The organism is Microvirga flavescens, assembly GCF_003290125.1.
Taxonomy (GTDB): Bacteria; Pseudomonadota; Alphaproteobacteria; order Rhizobiales; family Beijerinckiaceae; genus Microvirga; species Microvirga flavescens.
The window spans coordinates 177,279-197,046 of sequence record NZ_QMKH01000001.1 but is presented as its reverse complement, the minus strand read 5'-3'; the positions used below and the strand labels follow the sequence as shown (position 1 = coordinate 197,046).

Genomic DNA, 19,768 nt, shown 5'->3' with positions numbered 1-19,768 from the left:
AAGTCGTGGCGATGTTAGCCTTGTATGGCAACGATCGCGACAAGTTTTGCATGTTCTGTCGATGCAACCCATAAAAAAGGCCTCCGCAAGGGAGGCCTTTTCATGGGGCGGAGGCTTTCGGGATCAGATCACGAAGAAGTCTTTGTAATCGAGCTTCGCGCCCTTCTTGACCTTCGCGAACTGAACGGCAGCTGCTGAGCCGTTACCGTCCTTGTCGTAGTAAAGGATACCCTTGGCCTTGTCGTAGATGATGAAGTCGTTGGCATCCTGGGCCTTGTCGGCGATCTTGAAGAAGTCCTTCTTCAGCTTGCCGGGCTTTGCCAGCGTGCCCTTCCCGATCTTGGTGAAATACTTGTTGTCCAGCCAGATCGAGTCGTCCTTGGCCGTAAAGTCCGTGATCGTGTCGACGTTCTTGGTCTTGTTCAAAGCGGTGTCGAAGACGAACGTGTCCTTGCCCCTGCCGCCGGTCAGGATGTCATTGCCAGCCTTGCCATAGATCTTGTTGGCGCCGTCATTGCCCTTGAGCGTGTTGGCGACTTTGTCGCCGATGAGGTCGATAGCGTTCGAGCCAAGGGAGATGATGTTGAAGCCAGCCAAGGAACCGGGATTGAAGTTGACGTAGGTATAGACAGTATTGATGCCCGAGGTATCAATGATCCGGTCATTGACGTCATCGACATAATAAATGTCGTTGCCGCCACCGCCCATCATGGTGTCGGCTCCGCCGCCGCCGATGATGATGTTGTTTCCGCTGTTGCCGACGATGACGTTGTTGCCGCTGTTCCCGGTGAGCGTGATGGCAGCCGTGCCGATACCGGTCAGATTTTCCACGTCGTTGGACAAGGTGTGGCTGACGCTGGTCAGAACATGATCGAAGCCGCCGCCGGCTACTTCAATGACGACATCGCCGGGATCGTCGACATAATAAGTGTCGTTGCCTCCCTTGCCGGTCATGACATCCGCGCCCTTCTTGCCGTCGATCACGTTGTCGCCGTCGTTGCCGACAATGACATTCGCGTATTCGTTGGCCGTGAGGTTGATAGCGGCGGTGCCGTCAACAGCCTGCAGGCCTTCGACCTCCTCGGAAGTCAGGGAGTAGCTGATGCTGGTGATGACAGTGTCGAAGCCCGCCCCCCAACGCTCACGGACATAGTCGCCTACGTTGTCGACATAATAGGTATCGTTGTCCTCCATGCCCTGCATGTCGTCCGCGCCGGTACCGCCGATCAGGGTGTCGTTGCCAGCCCGGCCGATGAGAATGTCGTTGCCACCGCTACCATCGATGAGGTTGGCTCCGTTATCGCCGGATAGAGTGTCCCGAAACTGCGATCCGAGGATGTTCTCGAATTCTTCATAACGGTCCGTCGTGTTGTCTTCCGCTGAGCCGGAATTGTTGTAGAGATCGGCCGAGACGCCGCCGGTTGCACTGGCGAAGGAAAGCGTATCGATACCCTCGCCGCCGTAGAGGCTGTCCGCGCCCAGGCCGCCCTCAATGGTATCGTTGCCGGCGCCGCCAAAAATCTTGTTGCCCCCATTGTCCCCCTGCAGCCAGTCGTGATGGCTTGAGCCGACAAGTCCCTCTATCGAAATGAAGATGTCGCCTGCCGCTTCGCCCGTGTTCAGTGTGGAATTGAGGAGGCTGACTGCAACGCCCGTATCCGCAAATTCATAGGAGGCGTAATCGAGATCGTAGATGCTGCTATTGGCCGAGCCATCGAGGGTGTCTGCGCCAAGGCCGCCGACCAGCGTATCGCTGCCGTCGCCGCCGGTCAGCCTGTTGGCGGTCTGATCGCCGACGATCTTATTATGCTTGGCATTGCCCAGCACATTGGTGTCGGCAGGCGTCGCGCCTCCGCCGGGAAGGGTTGCCGGGATGGCAAAGTCCGTATCGTTGATCTCGAGCGTAAAGAGATTGTCGGCATAGGTGGCCATTGGAGGTCTCCCGATGATGAGAAGCTTATGAGGCTTGGGACCACGAGGGCTATGAGCGGAATCGCCCGAGCAGCCTGAGGTTAAGCCGGTTCGAATCGGAGTTTATGTATATATTATTACGTATCACTTAAAGCCTGACGTGACGTGAGGTCAACCGAATATTGTTTGAGTTTTGCGGGTGTTGTGCTCTGGCACACTCATCGGGATCGAGTAATCTTCAATGAGGCGGCCCAGGGCTGAATCGCGTCAGATAGCCCACTGTCGCAGTTGACCTTCATTTTTGGATCATCATGCAAAAGATGTTTCTTGCACGGCTTGCGCCGCCGCTTTTCGTCGTGATTTGGGCGACCGGCTTCATCGTCGCGCGGACTATCGCGCCTTATGCCGAGCCGCTGACCTTTCTTCTGGTCCGCTATGTGCTGGCCGGTCTCGTGCTGGCGCTCGTGGTCGTGGCCGCGCGGGCATCCTTCCCGAGGACGGGGCGCGAGTGGCGGGACGGGCTCATCGCGGGTGTCCTGTTGCACGGGTTCTATCTCGGCGCGGTGTTCTGGTCCGTGAAGCATGGGCTTCCGGCGGGCATCATGGCGCTTGTTGCGGGGCTGCAGCCGCTCGTGACAGGCCTTCTCGCGCGGCCTCTGCTCGGCGAGCATGTTTCACCGCGTCGCTGGCTCGGCATCGGGCTCGGCTTTGCCGGAGCGGGCCTCGTGGTGCTCCCGAAGCTCGGCGGGGGCATTCCGCCGCTGGCGCTCGGTGTCGGCGTTCTCGGCATGCTCTCGATCACGCTCGGTACCATCTGGCAAAAGCGCACGGCGGCCGCGGCGGATCTGCGGGTGAACGCCCTCGTGCAATATATCGGCGCGGCGGCGGTCACCGTTCCGATGGTGCTGCTCAGTGAGCAGGGGCATATGGACTTCACGCTGCCGCTCTGGCTCTCGCTGGTCTGGGCCGTGTTCGGCCTCTCCATCGGCGCCATCGGGCTTTTGCTCTTCCTCATCCGCCACGGCGCGGTGACGGGGGTTGCGACGCTGCTCTACCTCGTGCCGCCGGTCTCCGCGCTCATGGCTTATGTGCTATTTGGCGAGACCTTGAGCCTCGTGCAGATGCTCGGCATGGGGCTTGCCGCGCTGGGCGTCGCCGTCGCAAGCCGCGCCTGAACGGCAAGCGCGGCTTTTCTTATTTCGTGATCTTCACGGAAACCGGATCGCTTGCAGGAAACGATTCTTCTTCCGCTTCATCGAGGCGGCGATCCAGCTCTTCCTTGGTGTTCTCCGGCAACTTGCGATCCTTCTCGCCGCTTTCCTTCTGGCGGGCGTTCCGGTCCTGCTTCTCCTTCTCTTTCTCGGTCATGCAAAACCTCCATCGTCTTGTCTTGAAAGATAACGCGCCTGCTCAAGCCTTGATCCTTAGGCCATGAAAAAGGCGGCACACCGTTTGTGATGCGCCGCCGCTGGAGAAGCGAAAAATCGATCGCCCGTCAGGGCTTTTGCTGGTTCTGCGTGGTGGTGAACAGATCGAACGGCAGCTCCGCGATGCGGAACCAGGTGCTCTCCTTCTCGCGGAAGGCGTTCCAGGAATCGTAGATCTTCTTGAACTTCGGATTGGACGCCGCAATTTCGTTGTAGTGCGCGTAAGCGGTCTTGTAGCTCGCCTCCATCACGTCCTTCGGGAAGGCGCGAAGCAAGGCACCCTGCGCCACGAGACGGCGAATTGCCTCAGCGTTCTGCGCGTCGTACTTCATCACGCATTGGGCGTTGGCTTCCGCGCAAGCCGCTTCGAGAATGGCCTGATAGGCGGGCGGCAGCGAATTCCACTTGTCGAGGTTGATGTAGAGCGAAGGCTGCGCCGAACCTTCCCAGAAGCCTGGGTAGTAATAGTACTTGGCGACCTTCACGAAGCCGAGCTTCTCATCATCATAAGGCCCGGAGAATTCCACCGCATCGAGAGTGCCACGCTCCAGCGCCGGATAGATGTCACCGCCCGCGAGCACCTGCGGCACAACGCCGAGTTTCGACATGATCTGCCCGCCCATGCCCGCGATGCGGAACTTCAGCCCCTTCAGATCCTCGACGGAGTTGATCTCCTTGCGGAACCAGCCACCCATCTGTGCGCCGGTCTGACCCGCCTGGAAGGTCTGGATGTTGTAGTCCTTGAGGAACTCGCGCACGAGATCGAGGCCGCCGCCGAAATTCATCCACGCATTGTGGTGGCGCACGTTCATGCCCCACGGCACGGAGGTCTCGAACATGAAGGTCGGGTCCTTGCCGATATAGTAGCTCGACAGGGTGTAGCCGCATTCCACGGTGCCGTTCTGCACCGCATCCATCACTTGCAGACCGTTGACGATTTCACCCGCCGCGAAAACCTGGATCTGGAACTTGTTGTCGGTGGCTTCCGCCACGCGCTTGGCGATCTGCACGCCCGCGCCATAGAGCGTGTCGAGGCTCTTCGGATAGCTCGACGGCATGCGCCAGCGGATCTCCGGCTGCGATTGCGCGATGGCGGGGGAGGCCACGCCAGTGGCAGCGGCAAGCCCCGCGCCGCCCTTGAGTATCGTTCTTCTGTCCATGATGGGTGTTTCCTCGATGTTTGTTATGGCTGGGGTGAAGGAATAAGACCAAAAGCCTCCCGGGTCATCTGACCGAAGGTAGGGTGGGGTATGCGTTAGGCCGGCATCGCATGAAAAAGGCCGCCAACGGCGGCCTTTCCCGGTCTCGGTTTCGCTATTGGCGAGAAGTCAGCCACCCGAGCAATTCGGCGTGGAACAACGCACTCTCCTCGAATTGCGGCGTGTGGCTGCTCTTGTCGAACACCCGCACGGTCAGGTCGCGGAAATGCGGACGATAGGCCTCCCAGGTCTGGTAGGGAGCGACGAGATAGTCGAACCGCCCTAGCGAGAGGAAAACCGGCACGTCGAGCTTGTCGAGACCTTTCGCGATGTCGATGTCGCGAAACACCTCGCCCCACATGGTGTCGAACATCGGCATGTTCACATGCACGTCCGCCCAGAGAGCGCTTGCATCGAAGCTGTGATCGAACCAACTCCGCGCGCCCATCTTCAGGCAGAAGGCGATGAAGCGCTTGTCGGGCGCGGCGGCGATGGCCTCGCCCAATGTCGCCATGTCGGCATCGAGACGCTCTTTGCGCTCGGGGCAGGCGGCTTCCTGCCAATGGCGCTCCAGCGCCGCCATGTGCGCGGCGCTGTGGCTCGGGCCGGTCGCGACCATCACCACATGAGAGACGTGTTGCGGGTAAGCCTTGGCATATTCCAGCGCCATGTAACCGTGGCCCGAATGGCCGAGGATCACGACCTTATCGAAGCCGAGCTTTTCGCGGACGAGGTCGATATCGGCGAGGACGCGTTGCAGCGAATAATCCGGGTTCTCTTCGCCCGAACCTTGCGCGAAACCGCGATGGTCCGCGAAGACGAGCTTGAGCGAGCGGCGGAGATTTTCGGAGAAAACGCGCGGGTAATAGACCGCGCTGCCGATGACAAGCACCGGCTGACCTTCGCCTTCGATGGAATAACCGAGATCGAAAAACCCGGAGCGGATCGTGCCGCGCACGATGGCGAGCGGCGTCTTTTCACAATGAGACATTCTGTTGTCCTGACATGCGTTAGCTTTGGCCGAAGTAGAGCTTCGGCGCGCAAAAGATCGGCGTGATGCCCGCTTCATGCGGGCCGCGTCTCGATTCTCTTTCGCGGGAGCGTCGCTAACGGATGAGCTTCACGGGAATGTCCTCTCTGTTCGAAATCAGGCAAAAGGTCCTTTAGCGGAAGGCGGCCGGAATTGGAAATAGCCCGCCAAACAAAATGGCCGGGCGTAAACCCGGCCACTGTCATGTTCATTGCTGCGGTGTCGCTCAGTTCAACCGCACGCCCTCCGGCGCGCGTTCCGCCTTCCGGTTCGCGGTGAACTCGCCGATCATCAAGCCATCGGCGCCGAGCGTCACCGGCACGGTTTCGCCATCGTGGATCTCGCCGCCGAGGATGAGCTCGGCCAGCGGGTCCTGCACGTTCTTCTGGATCACGCGCTTCAACGGGCGCGCGCCGTAGGCGGGGTCGTAACCTTTGTCGGCGAGCCAGTCGCGGGCTTCCGGCGAGAGTTCCAGGGCGATCTTGCGGTCGTCCAGGAGCTTCTGCAGACGCTTGATCTGGATGTCGACGATGGCGCCCATCTCGCTGCGCTTCAGGCGGTGGAAGAGGATGATCTCATCCACGCGGTTGAGGAATTCCGGACGGAAGTGCGAACGCACCACCGCCATCACCTCGCCGCGCACAGCATCCGTGTCCTCGCCTTCCTTCTGCGCCACGAGATATTCCGCGCCGAGGTTCGACGTCATGATGATCAGCGTGTTGCGGAAATCCACCGTGCGGCCCTGTCCGTCCGTGAGGCGTCCGTCGTCGAGCACTTGCAAAAGGACGTTGAACACGTCCGGATGCGCCTTCTCGATCTCGTCGAACAGCACGACCTGATAGGGCCTGCGCCGCACCGCTTCCGTCAACGCGCCGCCTTCCTCATAACCGACATAGCCGGGAGGCGCGCCGATGAGGCGGGCGACCGAGTGCTTCTCCATGTATTCAGACATGTCGATGCGCACGAGCGCGGTCTCATCGTCGAAGAGGAAGGACGCGAGCGCCTTCGTCAGCTCCGTCTTGCCAACGCCGGTGGGGCCGAGGAACATGAACGAGCCGATGGGCCGGTTCGGATCCTGCAGGCCCGCGCGGGCGCGGCGCACGGCGGTCGCGACGGATTCCACCGCCTCGCGCTGGCCGATGACGCGCTTCGCCAGTTCCTGCTCCATCTGAAGCAGCTTCTCGCGCTCGCCCTCGAGCATCTTGTCGACGGGAACGCCGGTCCAGCGGGAGACGACCTGCGCCACATGGTTCGGCGTCACCGCCTCTTCCATCATGCCGCCGCCATTGGCGTTGGCTTCGGTGTCCGCAAGCTCCTTCTCGATCTGCGGAATGACGCCGTAGGCGAGTTCGCCCGCGCGCTGATACTGACCCTGGCGCTGCGCGGCAGCGAGTTCGTTGCGCGCGTCGTCCAGCGATTTCTTCAGCTTCGCCGCGTGACCGAGCTTGTCCTTCTCCGCCTTCCAGCGCGTGGTGATGGCGGCGGAACGCTCTTCGAGATCGGCAAGCTCCTTCTCAAGCCGCTGCAGGCGGTCCTGCGAGGCGCTGTCGGTTTCTTTCTTGAGCGCTTCCGCCTCGATCTTCAGGCGGATGATCTCACGGTCGAGGTTGTCGAGTTCTTCCGGCTTCGAATCCACTTGCATGCGCAGGCGCGAGGCTGCCTCGTCAACGAGGTCGATGGCCTTGTCGGGCAGGAAGCGATCGGTGATGTAGCGGTTCGACAAGGTCGCCGCCGCAACAAGCGCGCTGTCGGTGATGCGCACGCCGTGATGCTGCTCGTACTTCTCCTTGATGCCGCGCAGGATCGACACCGTGTCCTCGACAGACGGTTCGTCCACGAAGATCGGCTGGAAACGACGGGCGAGCGCCGCGTCCTTCTCCACATGCTTGCGGTATTCATCGAGCGTCGTCGCGCCGACGCAGTGCAATTCGCCGCGCGCCAGAGCAGGCTTCAGGAGGTTCGACGCATCCATTGCGCCATCGGCCTTACCTGCGCCGACAAGCGTGTGCATCTCGTCGATGAACAGAATGATGCCGCCTTCCGCCGACGTCACTTCGTTCAGAACGGCCTTCAGGCGTTCCTCGAACTCGCCGCGATATTTCGCGCCGGCGATCAGCGCGCCCATGTCGAGGGCGAGCAACTGCTTGTCCTTCAGGCTCTCGGGCACGTCGCCGTTGACGATGCGAAGAGCCAAGCCTTCCACCACGGCGGTCTTGCCGACGCCGGGCTCGCCGATGAGAACAGGGTTGTTCTTCGTGCGGCGGGAGAGAACCTGAATCGTGCGGCGGATTTCCTCGTCGCGGCCGATCACCGGATCGAGCTTGCCGTCGCGGGCGGCTTCCGTGAGATCGCGCGCGTATTTCTTCAGCGCGTCATAAGCGTTCTCGGCCGTCGCGTTGTCGGCGGTGCGGCCCTTGCGAAGAGTGTTGATGGCGGCGTTGAGGCTTTGCGGCGTCACGCCGGCCTGGGCGAGAATCTTGCCAGCATCGGTATCTTTCTCAACGGCAAGGCCAAGCAGCATGCGCTCGACGGTGACGAAGGAATCGCCCGCCTTTTCCGCCGTCTTCTCGGCGGTGTCGAAAAAGCGCATGAGATCGCGCGTCGCCTGCGGCTGGGCGGCGGAGCCGGAGACCTTCGGCTGCTTGGCAAGCCACTGCTCGACGGCGGCATGAGCCTCGCGGGAGCGGCCGCCGGCGCGGTCGATCAGCCCGGCGCAGAGGCCTTCCGGATCATCGAGCAAAACTTTCAGGACGTGGCCCGGCGCGAATTGCGGGTGGCCTTCCCGCATGGCGAGGTTTTGCGCCGCCTGAACGAAGCCACGGGCGCGCTCGGTATATTTCTCGAAATTCATCATTCACCCCTTCTCAGGCCCATCCGTCCTCTTGTGAGGCCCGGCCAAGCCCTGCGATGTCGGACCCTCGAAGAGGCATCCGCTAGGCTTAAGTTGGTGTGATATCCGCGCCGCAACAAGGGGAGGGGGAGGGAACAGTGCGATTTTGCGGGCATTGAACCCCAAGGACCATGCAGGAGGCCGGTTCCATGACAGGCAAGCCCTACGATCCGCGCTCGCAGGCCGAGAAGGCTCGCGCCGATCTTGCCCGCAACGATGCCATCGGCAGCGCTGTGCCCGAGAGCTCTCTCGAGCGTGGTCCTTCCGTGACGCGCGAAACGTTTGGCGACACGACGGGAAAGGCGCGGCGGCGCGAGGAGCAGAAGGGCGTCGAGGCAGGCGGACGCAAATCGCGGAGCACGCTTTCTCATCTGCTTTCGGCCTTTTGGGGCCGTAAATGATGGCCCAACATTCAGGTTGAAGCGTAACCGAACCGACACGCCTTGCGCATGGCCACGGCTCTTTCTATCGATAGGCCATGAGCATTCGCATCGCTTCCCTCTATCGCTACCCGATCAAGGGCCTGTCCCCCGAGCGCCTTTCGCGGACAACGCTGACGCGCGGGGCTTACTTTCCGGGCGACCGGCTCTATGCCATCGAAAACGGCCCTTCGGGCTTCGATCCGGCAAAGCCGGAGCATCAGCCCAAGATCAAGTTCCTGATGCTCATGCGCAACGAGAGCCTCGCCCGGCTGAGGACACGCTATCTCGATGAGACGGCGACCCTCGTCATTGAAGAAGGCGGGCGGGAGGTCGCGCGGGGTGATCTGACGACGAGCGAGGGGCGGGCCGCCATCGAGGCATTTTTCGGGCGCTTCATGCACGACGAGTTGCGTGGTTCGCCCAAGGTGCTGGCGAGCCCCGACGGGTTCCGCTTCACCGATTCGCGGCGAGGGTTCGTCTCGCTCATCAATCTGGCGAGCGTGCGGGCGCTGGAGAAGGTGGTTAATGCGCCGGTCGATCCCTTGCGCTTTCGCGGCAATCTCCATGTGGAGGGGCTCGAGCCTTGGGCGGAGTTCGACCTCGTCGGGCAGGTCCTGACAGCACCCTCCGGTGTTCGGCTGCGGGTGACAAAGCGAATCGAGCGTTGCGCCGCCACCAATGTGGACCCGGCGACCGGCCTCCGCGATCTCGCCATTCCAAAAAGCCTGATGCAGGCCTATGGCCATTTCGATTGCGGCATCTATGCCGAAATCCTCGACGGCGGCGAGCTGGAAGAGGGGGCCACCTTCACGGCGGAGCAGGAGAGCCTGCCTTTGGGCCAATAAACTCCCGAGCCAATAAAAAAGGAGGGCAAAGGCCCTCCTTTTCGGATCGATATTCGCTTTATCCGCTTATTCGGCGCCCTCGGCGGCGAAATCGGGACCGTCCGTCCGGCCTTCATCGAGATCCTTGCGGACGCGGCGACGGCGGCGCGGGCGCGCATCGTCGCCCTCATCGTTCAGGTTAAGATTTTCCTGGACCGGTGCTGCCTTTTCGCCCTCGACCGTGATCGGCGCGCGGACCGGGTTGGTCAGGAATGCGGGCAGGTTGCCGGCATCCGCGGCCTCGCCCTCGTCCTGACGGCGACGGTCGCGGCGGAAGTCGCTGCGTTCGCCACGCTCCGGACGATCCTGGCGTTCCGGGCGATCCTGGCGCTCGAAACGCTCCTGACGTTCGGAGCGCTCTTGACGCTCAGGGCGCTCACCCCGCTCGGGGCGATCCTGGCGCTCAGGGCGATCTTGGCGCGGCTGGTCGTCACGCTGGAAATCCTGACGTGGACCGCGTTCGCGCGGGAAACGCTCGCGTCGTCCTTCGCGCTCACCCCGCTCTCCCCGCTCCTGGCGCTCGCCGCGATCGAAGCGCGGCTGGCGCTCGGGGCGCTCGAAGCGCTCGCCCTCGGGGCGCTGCTCGTAGGGCTGCGGCTGGCCGGCGAGGTCGACATCCTCCCCACCGAAACCGGGGCGCTCGCCCTGGCCGGCGCCTTCCTCGTCGCCTTCCTCGTCGAAGCGGCCCTGATAGCCGTATTGCTCGCGCAATTGCTCCTGAGCGGCGGCGATGATGCGGTAATAGTGCTCGGCGTGCTGGTGATAGTTCTCCGCCGCCACCGGGTCGCCGCTGGCCTGCGCGTCGCGCGCGAGCTGGCTGTACTTCTCCGCGATATGCTGGGCGGTACCCCGGATCTTCACGTCCGGACCGTTCGACTCGTAGCTCCGCGTCAAGGGATTGGGGCCCTTGTTGCCGTTACGGTTACGGCCGCGCATACGCCTGTTCTGTCCTGGTCTCATGATTGGTCTACGACCCTCGTTGGTTTCTAGAGCCCGCGCGATTCAAAGCCTGTCCTTCAGCGAAGGGGCGGTAGCACACCGTTCGCGTGGCGAGCCGTCTGACGTTCAGCTCCGGCGTTCTTCAAGAAGCCTGGCCGTCCTTCAGTGTCGGGTTCAAATGATCGCGCCTGGCCGTTCAAAAGCCCCTGCCTGCGCGATTGATATCGTTTGGTCTGCCGGCGTGCGTCCTAAATGGGTTTTCGCCGATTTGTTCGGACCGAGGACGATCTCTGAACCCGAATCTAGCGGGTTCCTCCCGGTCCAACAAGTGCTTTTTCTGATCTTGCTCTCTTCGTGGATGAGCTTTTATCCCCCGCGATCATGTCCGTTTCAGGGCGGCGCAGCGGGGATTGCCCGCGAGATCGGGGACGAGTTCAAGAAATTCGAGGGCGCGGCCCCCGGTAAGGGCTTTCAGCGAATCGCCCTGGTCGTAGCCGATTTCGAAGACGAGGAGCCCGCCGGGAGAAAGAAGCCGCTCCGCCTCCCTCAGCAGGACCCGGTAGGCGTCGAGCCCGTCCGCCCCGCCATCGAGGGCAAGGAGTGGATCGTGCTCCCGCACCTCCTCGTCGAGGCCGGGAATCACGGAAGAGGCGATGTAGGGCGGGTTCGAGACGATGAGGTCGAACCGCCCCGCGATGGCCGAGGCCCAGTCGGAGGCGACGAACCGCGCCCGCGCGCCGACTCTGTTCCGCCAGGCATTCTCACGGGCGGTGCGCAGCGCGCCGGGGGACCGGTCAACCCCAAGGCCGAAGGCGTTCGGCAATTCGTGCAGCAACGCGACCAGTAGGCAGCCCGAGCCGGTGCCGAAATCGGCGATTTTCAGGAAAGCTCGCCTGTCGGGCAAAAGCCGGAGCGCCGTTTCGACCACGGTTTCCGTGTCTGGCCGGGGTACGAGAGTCTCGGGGGAGAGCCTGAAAGGCAGGCCCCAGAACTCCCGCTCCCCCAAAATCCGCGCCACTGGTTCATGCGCGAGGCGACGGCTGGCGTAAGCGCGAAGGAGGTTCTCTTCATCGTCCGTCAGTAGCTGCTCCGGCCTGAGCGTCAGTTCGGTCGCGGAAATTCCCAATGCGCCGAGGAGCAGTAGCCGTGCATCAAGGGAGGCGGTTTCGAACCCGGCCTCGCCCAAGCGCTTACGCAGATCCTGCAGGGCTCGCGCGCGCGTCATGCCGAAGGCCCCTGCCGGTAGCGATTCAGACGCTCCCCGAGCGTGCCCGTGTGCAACTCGAACAGGTGGTTGTCGTCGTCGTAGAAATAGAGCGAGCGGCCCTCGCCATCGACGCGCGGGCGTGACTCGCGGACGGCGAGGCCGAGGCGCTCGATCCGCACGCGATAATCGTCAATCGAAGCGGCGTCGATCTTGAAGGCGATGTGGTTGTAAGTCTGCGAGGGCAGGCTTTCGCCTTCCATGATCGCGATCCACAGGCCCGCGACGTCGAAGAATTTTTCCCGTGAGAGCGAAAACGTATCCTCGCCGGAGGAATAGATTTCGCGCCCCTCGAATACTGTCTCGACGATCTCGCTCATGCGCTCGAGATCGCGCGTGATCAGGGTGATGTGGCTCAAGCCCTCGATCACGCCGCATCCTGCGCGGCAAGCTGCGCGGCCTGATGTTCGGTGACGAGCGCGTCGATGACCTCATCGAGCGCGTTGCCGCTCATGATCTCTTCGATCTTGTAAAGCGTCAGGTTGATGCGGTGATCGGTGACGCGCCCTTGCGGGAAATTGTAGGTGCGGATGCGCTCGGAGCGGTCGCCGGAGCCGACCTGCGACTTGCGGTCAGCGGCGCGGGCGGCATCCTTCGCGGTGCGCTCGGCATCGTAGAGGCGGGCGCGCAAAAGCGCCATCGCACGAGCGCGGTTCTTGTGCTGGGAACGCTCGTCCTGCACGAACACGACGGTGCCGCTCGGGATATGCGTGATGCGGATCGCGGATTCCGTCTTGTTGACGTGCTGGCCGCCTGCGCCTTGTGCGCGCATGGTGTCGATCTTCAGGTCCGCATCGTTGATGACGATATCCACATCCTCCGCTTCCGGCAACACGGCGACAGTCGCGGCGGAGGTGTGAATGCGGCCTTGCGTTTCCGTGTCGGGCACGCGCTGCACGCGGTGGACGCCGCTTTCGAACTTGAGCCGTGCGAATACGCCGCGTCCCTTGATCTCGGCGGAGATTTCCTTGTAGCCGCCCGCCGTGCCTTCGCTTTCGGAAAGGACCTCGACCTTCCAGCCCTTGATCTCGGCATAGCGCGCATACATGCGGAAAAGATCGCCCGCGAAAAGCGCTGCCTCGTCGCCACCGGTGCCGGCGCGCACTTCGAGGATCGCGCTTTTCTCGTCCGCCTCGTCCTTCGGCAGGAGCATGATGCGCAGATTCTGCGCGGCCTTTTCGAGATCTTCCCGCGCCTGCGGCAGCTCGTCTTCGGCGAGCGACTTCATCTCGGCATCGGTCGCCGCATCAGTGATGAGCGCTTCGAGACCTTCTAGGTTCTCTTCCATGCCCTTGTAGGCGCGGATCGATTCCACCACGCCGTCGAGCTCCGATAATTCGCGTGAGAGCGCGACGAAGGTGTCCGGATCCGGCCCGGCATTGAGCGTCGCCGTGATGATGTCATGGCGCGCAAGAATGGCGTTGAGGCGGTCGGCGGGAGGCGCAATTGTCATTAGATCGGAATACCATGAGTTTCGGCGAAGCGCATGAGCTGCGGCCGTAAACTGTCGCCGCTTCCGGCATGTTCCAGCTCTTCATGAATGAAGGAGCCGACCTGGCTGGCGTTGAGTTCCAGCAGCATGGCCTTTACGGGGCCGATGGAAGCGGGGGACATGGACAGCGAGCGGAAGCCGAGGCCGATCAGCGCCATCGCCTCGAGGGGGCGGCCGCCGATCTCGCCGCAAACGGTCGCGACGCAGCCCGCCTTCTGAGCCTCTTCCGCCACTTGCCGCAAGGCGCGCAGCATCGGTGCGCTCAGCGGGTCGAAGCGGTTCGCAACGCGCCGGTTCTCACGGTCGATGGCGAACAGGAACTGCATCAGGTCGTTCGAGCCGACCGAGATGAAGTCCGCGACGGCGCAGATCTCGCGAAGCTGGAACAGCAGGGAGGGGACTTCCAGCATCGCGCCGAGCTTGAGATCCGCCGGCAGAACATGGTCGTGGCGGGAGAGATGCGCCTTTTCTCGCTCGACGATCTCCTTCGCGCGGATGAATTCGTCGCAGGTCGCGATCATCGGGAACATGATCTTCAACGGACGGCCCGCAGCGGCCTTGAGAAGCGCGCGCAACTGCACGCGCAGCAGGCCCGGACGATCAAGGCCGATGCGGATGGCGCGCCAGCCGAGGGCGGGGTTCTCCTCCTCGATCGACTGCATGTAAGGCAGGATCTTGTCGCCGCCGATGTCGAGCGTGCGGAAGGTGATCGGCAGATCGCCCGCTTCCGCGAACGCGGCGCTGTAGAGCGCCTGCTGCTCGCTCGCCGTCGGCATGCGCTCTGCGACCATGAACTGCAATTCGGTGCGGAAGAGCCCGACGCCTTCGGCGCCGGTTTCCTCTAGGTGAGGCAGATCGACGAGAAGACCCGCATTGAGCTGAAGCTTTACCGCCACGTCGTCCTTCGTGACGGACGGCAGATCGCGCAGTTTGCGGTACTGCTCCTGCCGGCGGGCGCGCAGGCGCGCCTTTTCGGCATAGGCCGCCTCCACATCGGAGGTCGGACGGATCTGCACATCGCCCACCGAACCATCGACGATGATGGCGTCTCCCGGATCGGCGAGGGAGGTGGCGTTCGCCACTTCACCCACGGCGGGCAGGCCGAGCGCGCGGGCGACGATGGCGATATGGCTCGTCGGCCCGCCTTCCTCGAGAACGAGGCCGCGCAGGCGCGAACGGTCATAGTCGAGCAGCGCCGCCGGACCCATCGAACGCGCGACGAGGATTGCGTTGTCAGGCAGCGATGCCCGCTCCGACACCATGTCGCGCCCGACGAGGCGATGCAGCATGCGGTTGGCGAGGTCGTCGAGATCGTGCAGGCGCTCGCGCAGGTAAGGATCGGTCTGGCGCAGCATCCTGGCGCGGTTGTCCGATTGCACGCGCTCCACCGCCGCCTCGGCGGTCAGGCCCGAGGTCACGGCCTCGCGCATGCGGCGCAGCCAGCCCTGGTCGTGAGCGAACATGCGGAAGGTTTCGAGAACTTCCCGGTGCTCGCCGTGATGGGCGACATCGCCGCGCTCGATCAGTTCGTCGATGGAGGCGCGCACCTCCCCGATGGCCTCTTCGAGGCGCTGCAGCTCGGCGTCGATGTTTTCGGCGATGAGGTTCTTCACCACCACACGGGGTTCGTGGAGCACCACATGGCCGAGGCCGACGCCGTCGGAAAGGGACACGCCGCGCTGGCTCACCGCGCGGCGAAGGGCGCTGCCGGTCTCGACGGGGGCGAGCGCCTGCAATTCGCCGGTCGCGACGAGTTCGGCGAGCACCATCGCGGTGATTTCGAGGGCCTCGATTTCCTCTTCCGTGTAGATCCGGTAGGTCCGGTTCTGGACGACGAGAACGCCGAGCGTGTTGCCGGCGCGCAAAAGCGGCACGCCGAGGAAGCCGTGATAGATCTCTTCGCCCGTTTCCGGCTTGTAGGAGAAGGCGGGGTGGCTCTGGGCGTCGGATAAGGCGAGGGGCTCCGCGGTGGAGGCGATGAGGCCGACAAGGCCCTCGCCCGCGCGCATGGTGGTCAGGTGGACCGCTTCGCGCTTCAGGCCCTCGGTGGCGAAAAGCTCAAGAACGCCGTCGCCGCGCAACACATAGACGGAGCACACCTCCGCCACCATGTTTGCGGCAATCAGAACGACGATCTTGTCGAGGCGGTCCTGCGCGCCAACCGGCTCCGCCATGATCTCGCGGAGGCGGCGCAGCAGGAGGCGCGGACCGCCGGGAGCGCTAGGCATGAGCTTAACTGTTCCCGTCCTTGGGTTAGGCCGACGGGGCGTGCCCCGCCAGTTTCATGAAGAAGTGTCGCAGCCTCATGGGCCGGCCGTCAATCAGGCTTTGTCAAGGCCGTATAGCGAGTGGAGCGTGCGGACTGCAAGCTCCGTATAGGCCGAGTCGATCAGAACTGAGAACTTGATTTCCGAGGTGGTGATGGCCCGGATGTTGATGCCCTTGTCAGCCAAGGCTTTGAAGGCTTTGGCCGCAACGCCCGCATGGCTGCGCATGCCCACCCCGATGGCGGAGACCTTCACCACGTCCGTGGCGCCCTGGAGGTCCCTGAACTCGATCTCGGCCTTATGCTGGTTCAAAACCGCCACTGCCCGATCGTAATCGGCGGTGGGGACGGTAAAGGTGATGTCCGTGGTGGTGGTGTCGTCGGACACGACCTGGATGATCATGTCCACGTTGATGTTCGCGTCCGCCAGCGGCACGAAGATCGAGGCGGCGATGCCCGGCTTGTCGGAGACATTCCGCAGCGTAATCTGTGCTTCGTCGCGGGAATAGGCGATGCCGGTGACGACCTGCTGTTCCATGATGTCTTCCTCGTCGCAAATGAGGGTGCCGAGCTGCGGGTCGGCGGGATCGTCGAAGCTGGAGCGCACGTAGGTCGGCACCCGGTGCATCATGGCGAGCTCGACCGAGCGCACCTGCAGCACCTTGGCGCCAAGCGACGCCATTTCCAGCATTTCTTCGTAGGAAACCTTATCCAGGCGGCGCGCCTTCGGCACGATGCGCGGATCGGTGGTGTAGACGCCGTCCACGTCCGTATAGATGTCGCAGCGCTCGGCCTGGATGGCCGCCGCGAGGGCGACCGCGCTGGTGTCCGAGCCGCCACGGCCCAGCGTCGTGATGCGCTGGGTCGGCTGGTGCATGCCCTGGAAGCCGGAAACGACGGCGACTTCCCCGTTTTCCACGAAGCCCTTGATGATGCCGGTGCCGTCGATGGCGGCGATTCGCGCCGAGCCGTGGGCCTCCGAAGTCAGGATCGGGATCTGCCAGCCCTGCCAGGAGCGGGCCTTCAGCCCCATTTCCTGCAGAGCGACGGCCAGAAGGCCGGAGGTGATCTGCTCGCCCGAGGCTACGACCGCGTCGTATTCCCTGGCGTCGTAGAAGGTCGAAGCCTCCTTCACCCAGCCGACGAGCTCGTTGGTCTTGCCGGACATGGCCGAAACCACGACGGCGACGTCGTAGCCTGCCTCCACCTCGCGTTTGACGTGCCGCGCCACGTTGCGAATGCGCTCAACGTTGGCGACGGATGTACCGCCGAACTTCATGACGAGACGGGGCATGGCAGGGGAGGCCGTTCGAGGATAAGGGAAAATTGCCCCTTCGCGAAGCGAAAGGGCGCGTATACATGACGACGGGGGAGCGCCGTGTCAACGCGGCCAAATGCATAGCTTGCCCCAAGCGACAAGGAGACGGGATTCGCCATGACGGACGAGACCACGACCATCGATCCGCAAGAGGTCGCCCGCTTCGAGGGCATCGCCGAAACCTGGTGGGACCCGAAGGGCCCCATGAAGGTGCTCCACCGGTTCAACCCGGTGCGGCTGGCCTATATCCGCGACGAGGCCTGCCGCCGGTTCGGGCGCGACCCGCGCTCCGCCCGCTCGCTCGAGGGACTGACCATCCTCGATGTCGGCTGCGGCGGCGGCGTGCTCTCCGAGCCGCTGGCCCGCCTCGGGGCGAAGGTGACGGGGCTCGACCCTGCTCCCACCAACATCGCGGTGGCGAAGCTCCATGCGGAGCGCGCGGGCGTGCCGGTGGACTACCGCAACGAGACGGTGGAGGCCGTGGTCGCGAGGGGCGAGACCTTCGACATGGTGCTCGCAATGGAGGTGGTGGAGCACGTCGCCGACGTGCAGGCCTTCGTGACTGCCTGCGGCCAGGCGGTGAAGCCGGGCGGCGGGCTCGCCATGGCGACCCTCAACCGGACCATGCGTTCCTTCGCGCTTGCCATCGTCGGCGCCGAGTATGTCCTGCGCTGGCTGCCCAAGGGCACGCACGACTGGGACAAGTTCGTGACGCCCGACGAGTTGGCGGCGGCCCTCTCGGTCGCCGGGTTCAACGTCACCGACGAGAAGGGCGTGACCTACAATCCCCTCACCGGCATCTGGTCCCTCTCTGGGGACATGGCGGTGAATTACATGCTGCTCGCCGAACGGGCCTGAGCCCGCCCGTCGGCGATGATCAGCACGAGCCAGCCTGCGAGCGCTGAGAGAAGGGAGCCTGCGAGCACGCCCATCTTCGTCGCGCTCATCAATTCCGGCGTGTTCTCAAAAGCCAGCGCGCCGATGAACAGGCTCATGGTGAAGCCGATGCCGCACAACAGCGCGACGCCGTAGAACTGCAGGTTCGTCGCGTGCGCCGGCACATCGGCGAGGCGCAGCTTCACGGCGATCATCGAAAAGGCGAACACGCCGATCTGCTTGCCCGCGAAGAGGCCGAGCGCGATGCCGAGCGGCAGCGGACTGACGAGGCCTTCCATCGTGACGTTCGCGAAAGACAGTCCCGCATTGGCGAAGCCGAAGATCGGAATGATGATGAAAGCGACGAAAGGCTGAAGTGCATGTTCCAGCCGATGAAGCGGTGAGATCTCCTCCCGCGTCTTTTTCGATGCGGAACCGAGCGGTACGGTCAACGCGAGAAGAACGCCCGCCAGCGTGGCATGGATGCCGGATTTCAGAACGAAGAACCAAAGCAGCGCGCCGACAGTGAGATAAATGGCGAGCCGCGAGACACCGAGACGGTTGAGCGCGATGAGTACGGCAAGACACGCGGCGGCGGCTCCCAGCATCGGCAGATCGAGGCCCTCCGTGTAGAAGACCGCGATGATGACGATGGCGCCGAGATCATCGAGGATCGCAAGCGCCGTCAGGAACACCTTGAGCGAAGCCGGAACGCGCGAGCCGAGAAGCGCGAGGACGCCGAGAGCGAAGGCGATGTCCGTTGCCGCCGGAATGGCCCATCCGCGATAAAGCGACGGGTCGCCCCGCGTAAATGCGAGAAAGACGAGCGCCGGAACAACCATGCCGCCGAGCGCCGCGATGCCCGGTAGCACCCGACGGGACCAGGTGGACAATTGCCCGTCGAGGAACTCGCGCTTGATCTCAAGGCCGACGAGCAGGAAGAACAGCGCCATCAGTGCATCGTTGATCCAATGCTGGACGCTGAGGCCGAGAATCTTGGCGTGGAGCGCGTGGAAATAGGTATCGGCGAGGGGCGAATTGGCGACGACAAGCGCGAGAACCGTCACGCCCATGAGAATGAGGCCGCTCGCCGCTTCGCTTCCGAGAAAGCTTCGCAGGAGGGTGATCCGCCGCAAAGACGTTATGGGGCCTGGTTGCCGATTCACGCTTGCCTCCTCACGCGCCGAGCTTTTCTTCTTAATGCGCAGCTCGGTCCGATGTAAAATTCACCGCTGTGTCTTTCCCCATCGTCGCATGGTGAGAATAGTCTCCAGCGTGACCGGCCGAAAGTCCCAGACATCGACGCCGACATCGTATTGGTGCGTCAAGTGCGAGAGCCTGCCGTGAGAGTGGCCGTGCAGATCAAGCCAGCCCTTGGAGTTGTTCTTCCATGTGCGGAAGGCGTAGTGGCAAAGAACCAAATGCTTGTCGTCAACATCGAGCTCCGCATAGGCCTGAACGCTCGCCCATCCTTTTGCGGCGAGGGTGTCAGGGCCGTCGTTGTTGCCGGTGACGAGATGTTTTTTGCCGCGCAGGTTGCCGAGCAGCTCCCCGATCCGTTCCGCGCTCACATGCAGGGCGAAATCGCCGAGATGCCAGACCGTGTCGGTTGGCGAGACAGTCCCGTTCCAGCGCGCGACCAACGCTTCGTCATGCTCCGGAATCGTCCTGAAGGGCCGGTGATCCTTGGTGAGAACGCGCGGATCGCCGAAATGCGTGTCGCTGGTGAAGAAGACGGTCAAGCCTGTTCCCTCAAGCGGTATCACCCGGGGAAATGGGGTGCGGCGGGAGCGAGAAAAGCGGGCCGTGCCTGATCGAATTCCCGTGATGGGATCAGAATCCGCGAGATA

At 63.1% G+C, this 19,768-nt stretch carries 17 protein-coding genes; 4 read left to right on the top strand and 13 right to left on the bottom strand.

What is annotated here, in order from left to right; genetic code table 11:
- Nucleotides 1–123: 123 nt before the first annotated feature.
- Entirely contained in the window at nucleotides 124–1,932 is a 1,809-nt protein-coding gene (locus DQW91_RS00845) for a calcium-binding protein (protein ID WP_112661699.1), read from the bottom strand.
- A gap of 290 nt (nucleotides 1,933–2,222) precedes the next feature.
- Here DQW91_RS00845 and DQW91_RS00840 point away from each other — a divergent pair, with 290 nt between their 5' ends.
- The gene (locus tag DQW91_RS00840; protein WP_112661698.1) at nucleotides 2,223–3,086 is read left to right on the top strand and encodes a DMT family transporter; all 864 of its coding nucleotides are present in this window, start codon (nucleotides 2,223–2,225) and stop codon (nucleotides 3,084–3,086) included.
- A 19-nt stretch (nucleotides 3,087–3,105) separates the two neighbouring features.
- Here the strand turns inward: DQW91_RS00840 and DQW91_RS16800 are convergent, their stop codons facing one another.
- The 4 genes from DQW91_RS16800 to clpB all read right to left on the bottom strand — a co-directional run bounded on the left by DQW91_RS16800 (nucleotide 3,106) and on the right by clpB (nucleotide 8,418).
- Complete coding sequence (locus tag DQW91_RS16800; RefSeq protein WP_198411739.1) at nucleotides 3,106–3,279, bottom strand: hypothetical protein; 174 nt, start codon at nucleotides 3,277–3,279, stop codon at nucleotides 3,106–3,108.
- Between the two features lie 127 nt (nucleotides 3,280–3,406).
- Nucleotides 3,407–4,498, bottom strand: coding sequence for a TRAP transporter substrate-binding protein (locus DQW91_RS00835; RefSeq protein ID WP_112661697.1), 1,092 nt, complete (start codon nucleotides 4,496–4,498; stop codon nucleotides 3,407–3,409).
- Between the two features lie 154 nt (nucleotides 4,499–4,652).
- On the bottom strand, nucleotides 4,653–5,528 hold the full coding sequence (locus DQW91_RS00830; RefSeq protein WP_112661696.1) for an alpha/beta fold hydrolase: 876 nt from the start codon (nucleotides 5,526–5,528) through the stop codon (nucleotides 4,653–4,655).
- 265 nt (nucleotides 5,529–5,793) lie between these two features.
- On the bottom strand, nucleotides 5,794–8,418 hold the full coding sequence (gene clpB, locus DQW91_RS00825; RefSeq protein WP_112662381.1) for an ATP-dependent chaperone ClpB: 2,625 nt from the start codon (nucleotides 8,416–8,418) through the stop codon (nucleotides 5,794–5,796).
- A 188-nt stretch (nucleotides 8,419–8,606) separates the two neighbouring features.
- Between clpB and DQW91_RS00820 the strand changes: the two genes are divergently transcribed.
- Nucleotides 8,607–8,858, top strand: a complete 252-nt coding sequence (locus tag DQW91_RS00820; RefSeq protein ID WP_157961290.1) for a hypothetical protein — start codon at nucleotides 8,607–8,609, stop codon at nucleotides 8,856–8,858.
- 77 nt (nucleotides 8,859–8,935) lie between these two features.
- Nucleotides 8,936–9,724, top strand: a complete 789-nt coding sequence (locus DQW91_RS00815; protein ID WP_112661694.1) for an MOSC domain-containing protein — start codon at nucleotides 8,936–8,938, stop codon at nucleotides 9,722–9,724.
- Nucleotides 9,725–9,790: 66 nt separating this feature from the next.
- On the opposite strand, the gene DQW91_RS00810 is transcribed toward DQW91_RS00815, so the two are convergent.
- From DQW91_RS00810 to DQW91_RS00785, 6 genes are all read right to left on the bottom strand, one after another.
- The gene (locus tag DQW91_RS00810) at nucleotides 9,791–10,699 is read right to left on the bottom strand and encodes a DUF4167 domain-containing protein (protein ID WP_112661693.1); all 909 of its coding nucleotides are present in this window, start codon (nucleotides 10,697–10,699) and stop codon (nucleotides 9,791–9,793) included.
- Nucleotides 10,700–11,081: 382 nt separating this feature from the next.
- Nucleotides 11,082–11,927 (bottom strand): peptide chain release factor N(5)-glutamine methyltransferase, encoded by an 846-nt coding sequence (gene prmC, locus DQW91_RS00805; protein ID WP_112661692.1) that lies wholly within the window; start codon nucleotides 11,925–11,927, stop codon nucleotides 11,082–11,084.
- Nucleotides 11,924–12,337, bottom strand: a complete 414-nt coding sequence (fosX, locus tag DQW91_RS00800; RefSeq protein ID WP_112661691.1) for a FosX/FosE/FosI family fosfomycin resistance hydrolase — start codon at nucleotides 12,335–12,337, stop codon at nucleotides 11,924–11,926. The genes prmC and fosX overlap by 4 nt, the downstream gene beginning before the upstream one ends.
- Entirely contained in the window at nucleotides 12,334–13,419 is a 1,086-nt protein-coding gene (gene prfA / locus DQW91_RS00795; RefSeq protein WP_112661690.1) for a peptide chain release factor 1, read from the bottom strand. Before prfA ends, fosX begins: the two co-directional genes overlap by 4 nt.
- On the bottom strand, nucleotides 13,419–15,686 hold the full coding sequence (ptsP, locus tag DQW91_RS00790; RefSeq protein ID WP_112661689.1) for a phosphoenolpyruvate--protein phosphotransferase: 2,268 nt from the start codon (nucleotides 15,684–15,686) through the stop codon (nucleotides 13,419–13,421). The genes prfA and ptsP overlap by 1 nt, the downstream gene beginning before the upstream one ends.
- A 93-nt stretch (nucleotides 15,687–15,779) precedes the next feature.
- On the bottom strand, nucleotides 15,780–17,018 hold the full coding sequence (locus DQW91_RS00785; RefSeq protein WP_112661688.1) for an aspartate kinase: 1,239 nt from the start codon (nucleotides 17,016–17,018) through the stop codon (nucleotides 15,780–15,782).
- 141 nt (nucleotides 17,019–17,159) lie between these two features.
- Here DQW91_RS00785 and ubiG point away from each other — a divergent pair, with 141 nt between their 5' ends.
- The gene (gene ubiG / locus DQW91_RS00780; protein WP_112661687.1) at nucleotides 17,160–17,900 is read left to right on the top strand and encodes a bifunctional 2-polyprenyl-6-hydroxyphenol methylase/3-demethylubiquinol 3-O-methyltransferase UbiG; all 741 of its coding nucleotides are present in this window, start codon (nucleotides 17,160–17,162) and stop codon (nucleotides 17,898–17,900) included.
- On the opposite strand, the gene nhaA is transcribed toward ubiG, so the two are convergent.
- Complete coding sequence (gene nhaA, locus DQW91_RS00775; RefSeq protein ID WP_245410854.1) at nucleotides 17,873–19,084, bottom strand: Na+/H+ antiporter NhaA; 1,212 nt, start codon at nucleotides 19,082–19,084, stop codon at nucleotides 17,873–17,875. The two genes, ubiG and nhaA, sit on opposite strands and share 28 nt — an antisense overlap.
- A 60-nt stretch (nucleotides 19,085–19,144) precedes the next feature.
- A complete protein-coding gene (locus DQW91_RS00770) occupies nucleotides 19,145–19,660 on the bottom strand; it encodes a metallophosphoesterase family protein (protein WP_112661686.1) in 516 nt (171 codons plus the stop codon).
- Nucleotides 19,661–19,768: the final 108 nt, after the last annotated feature.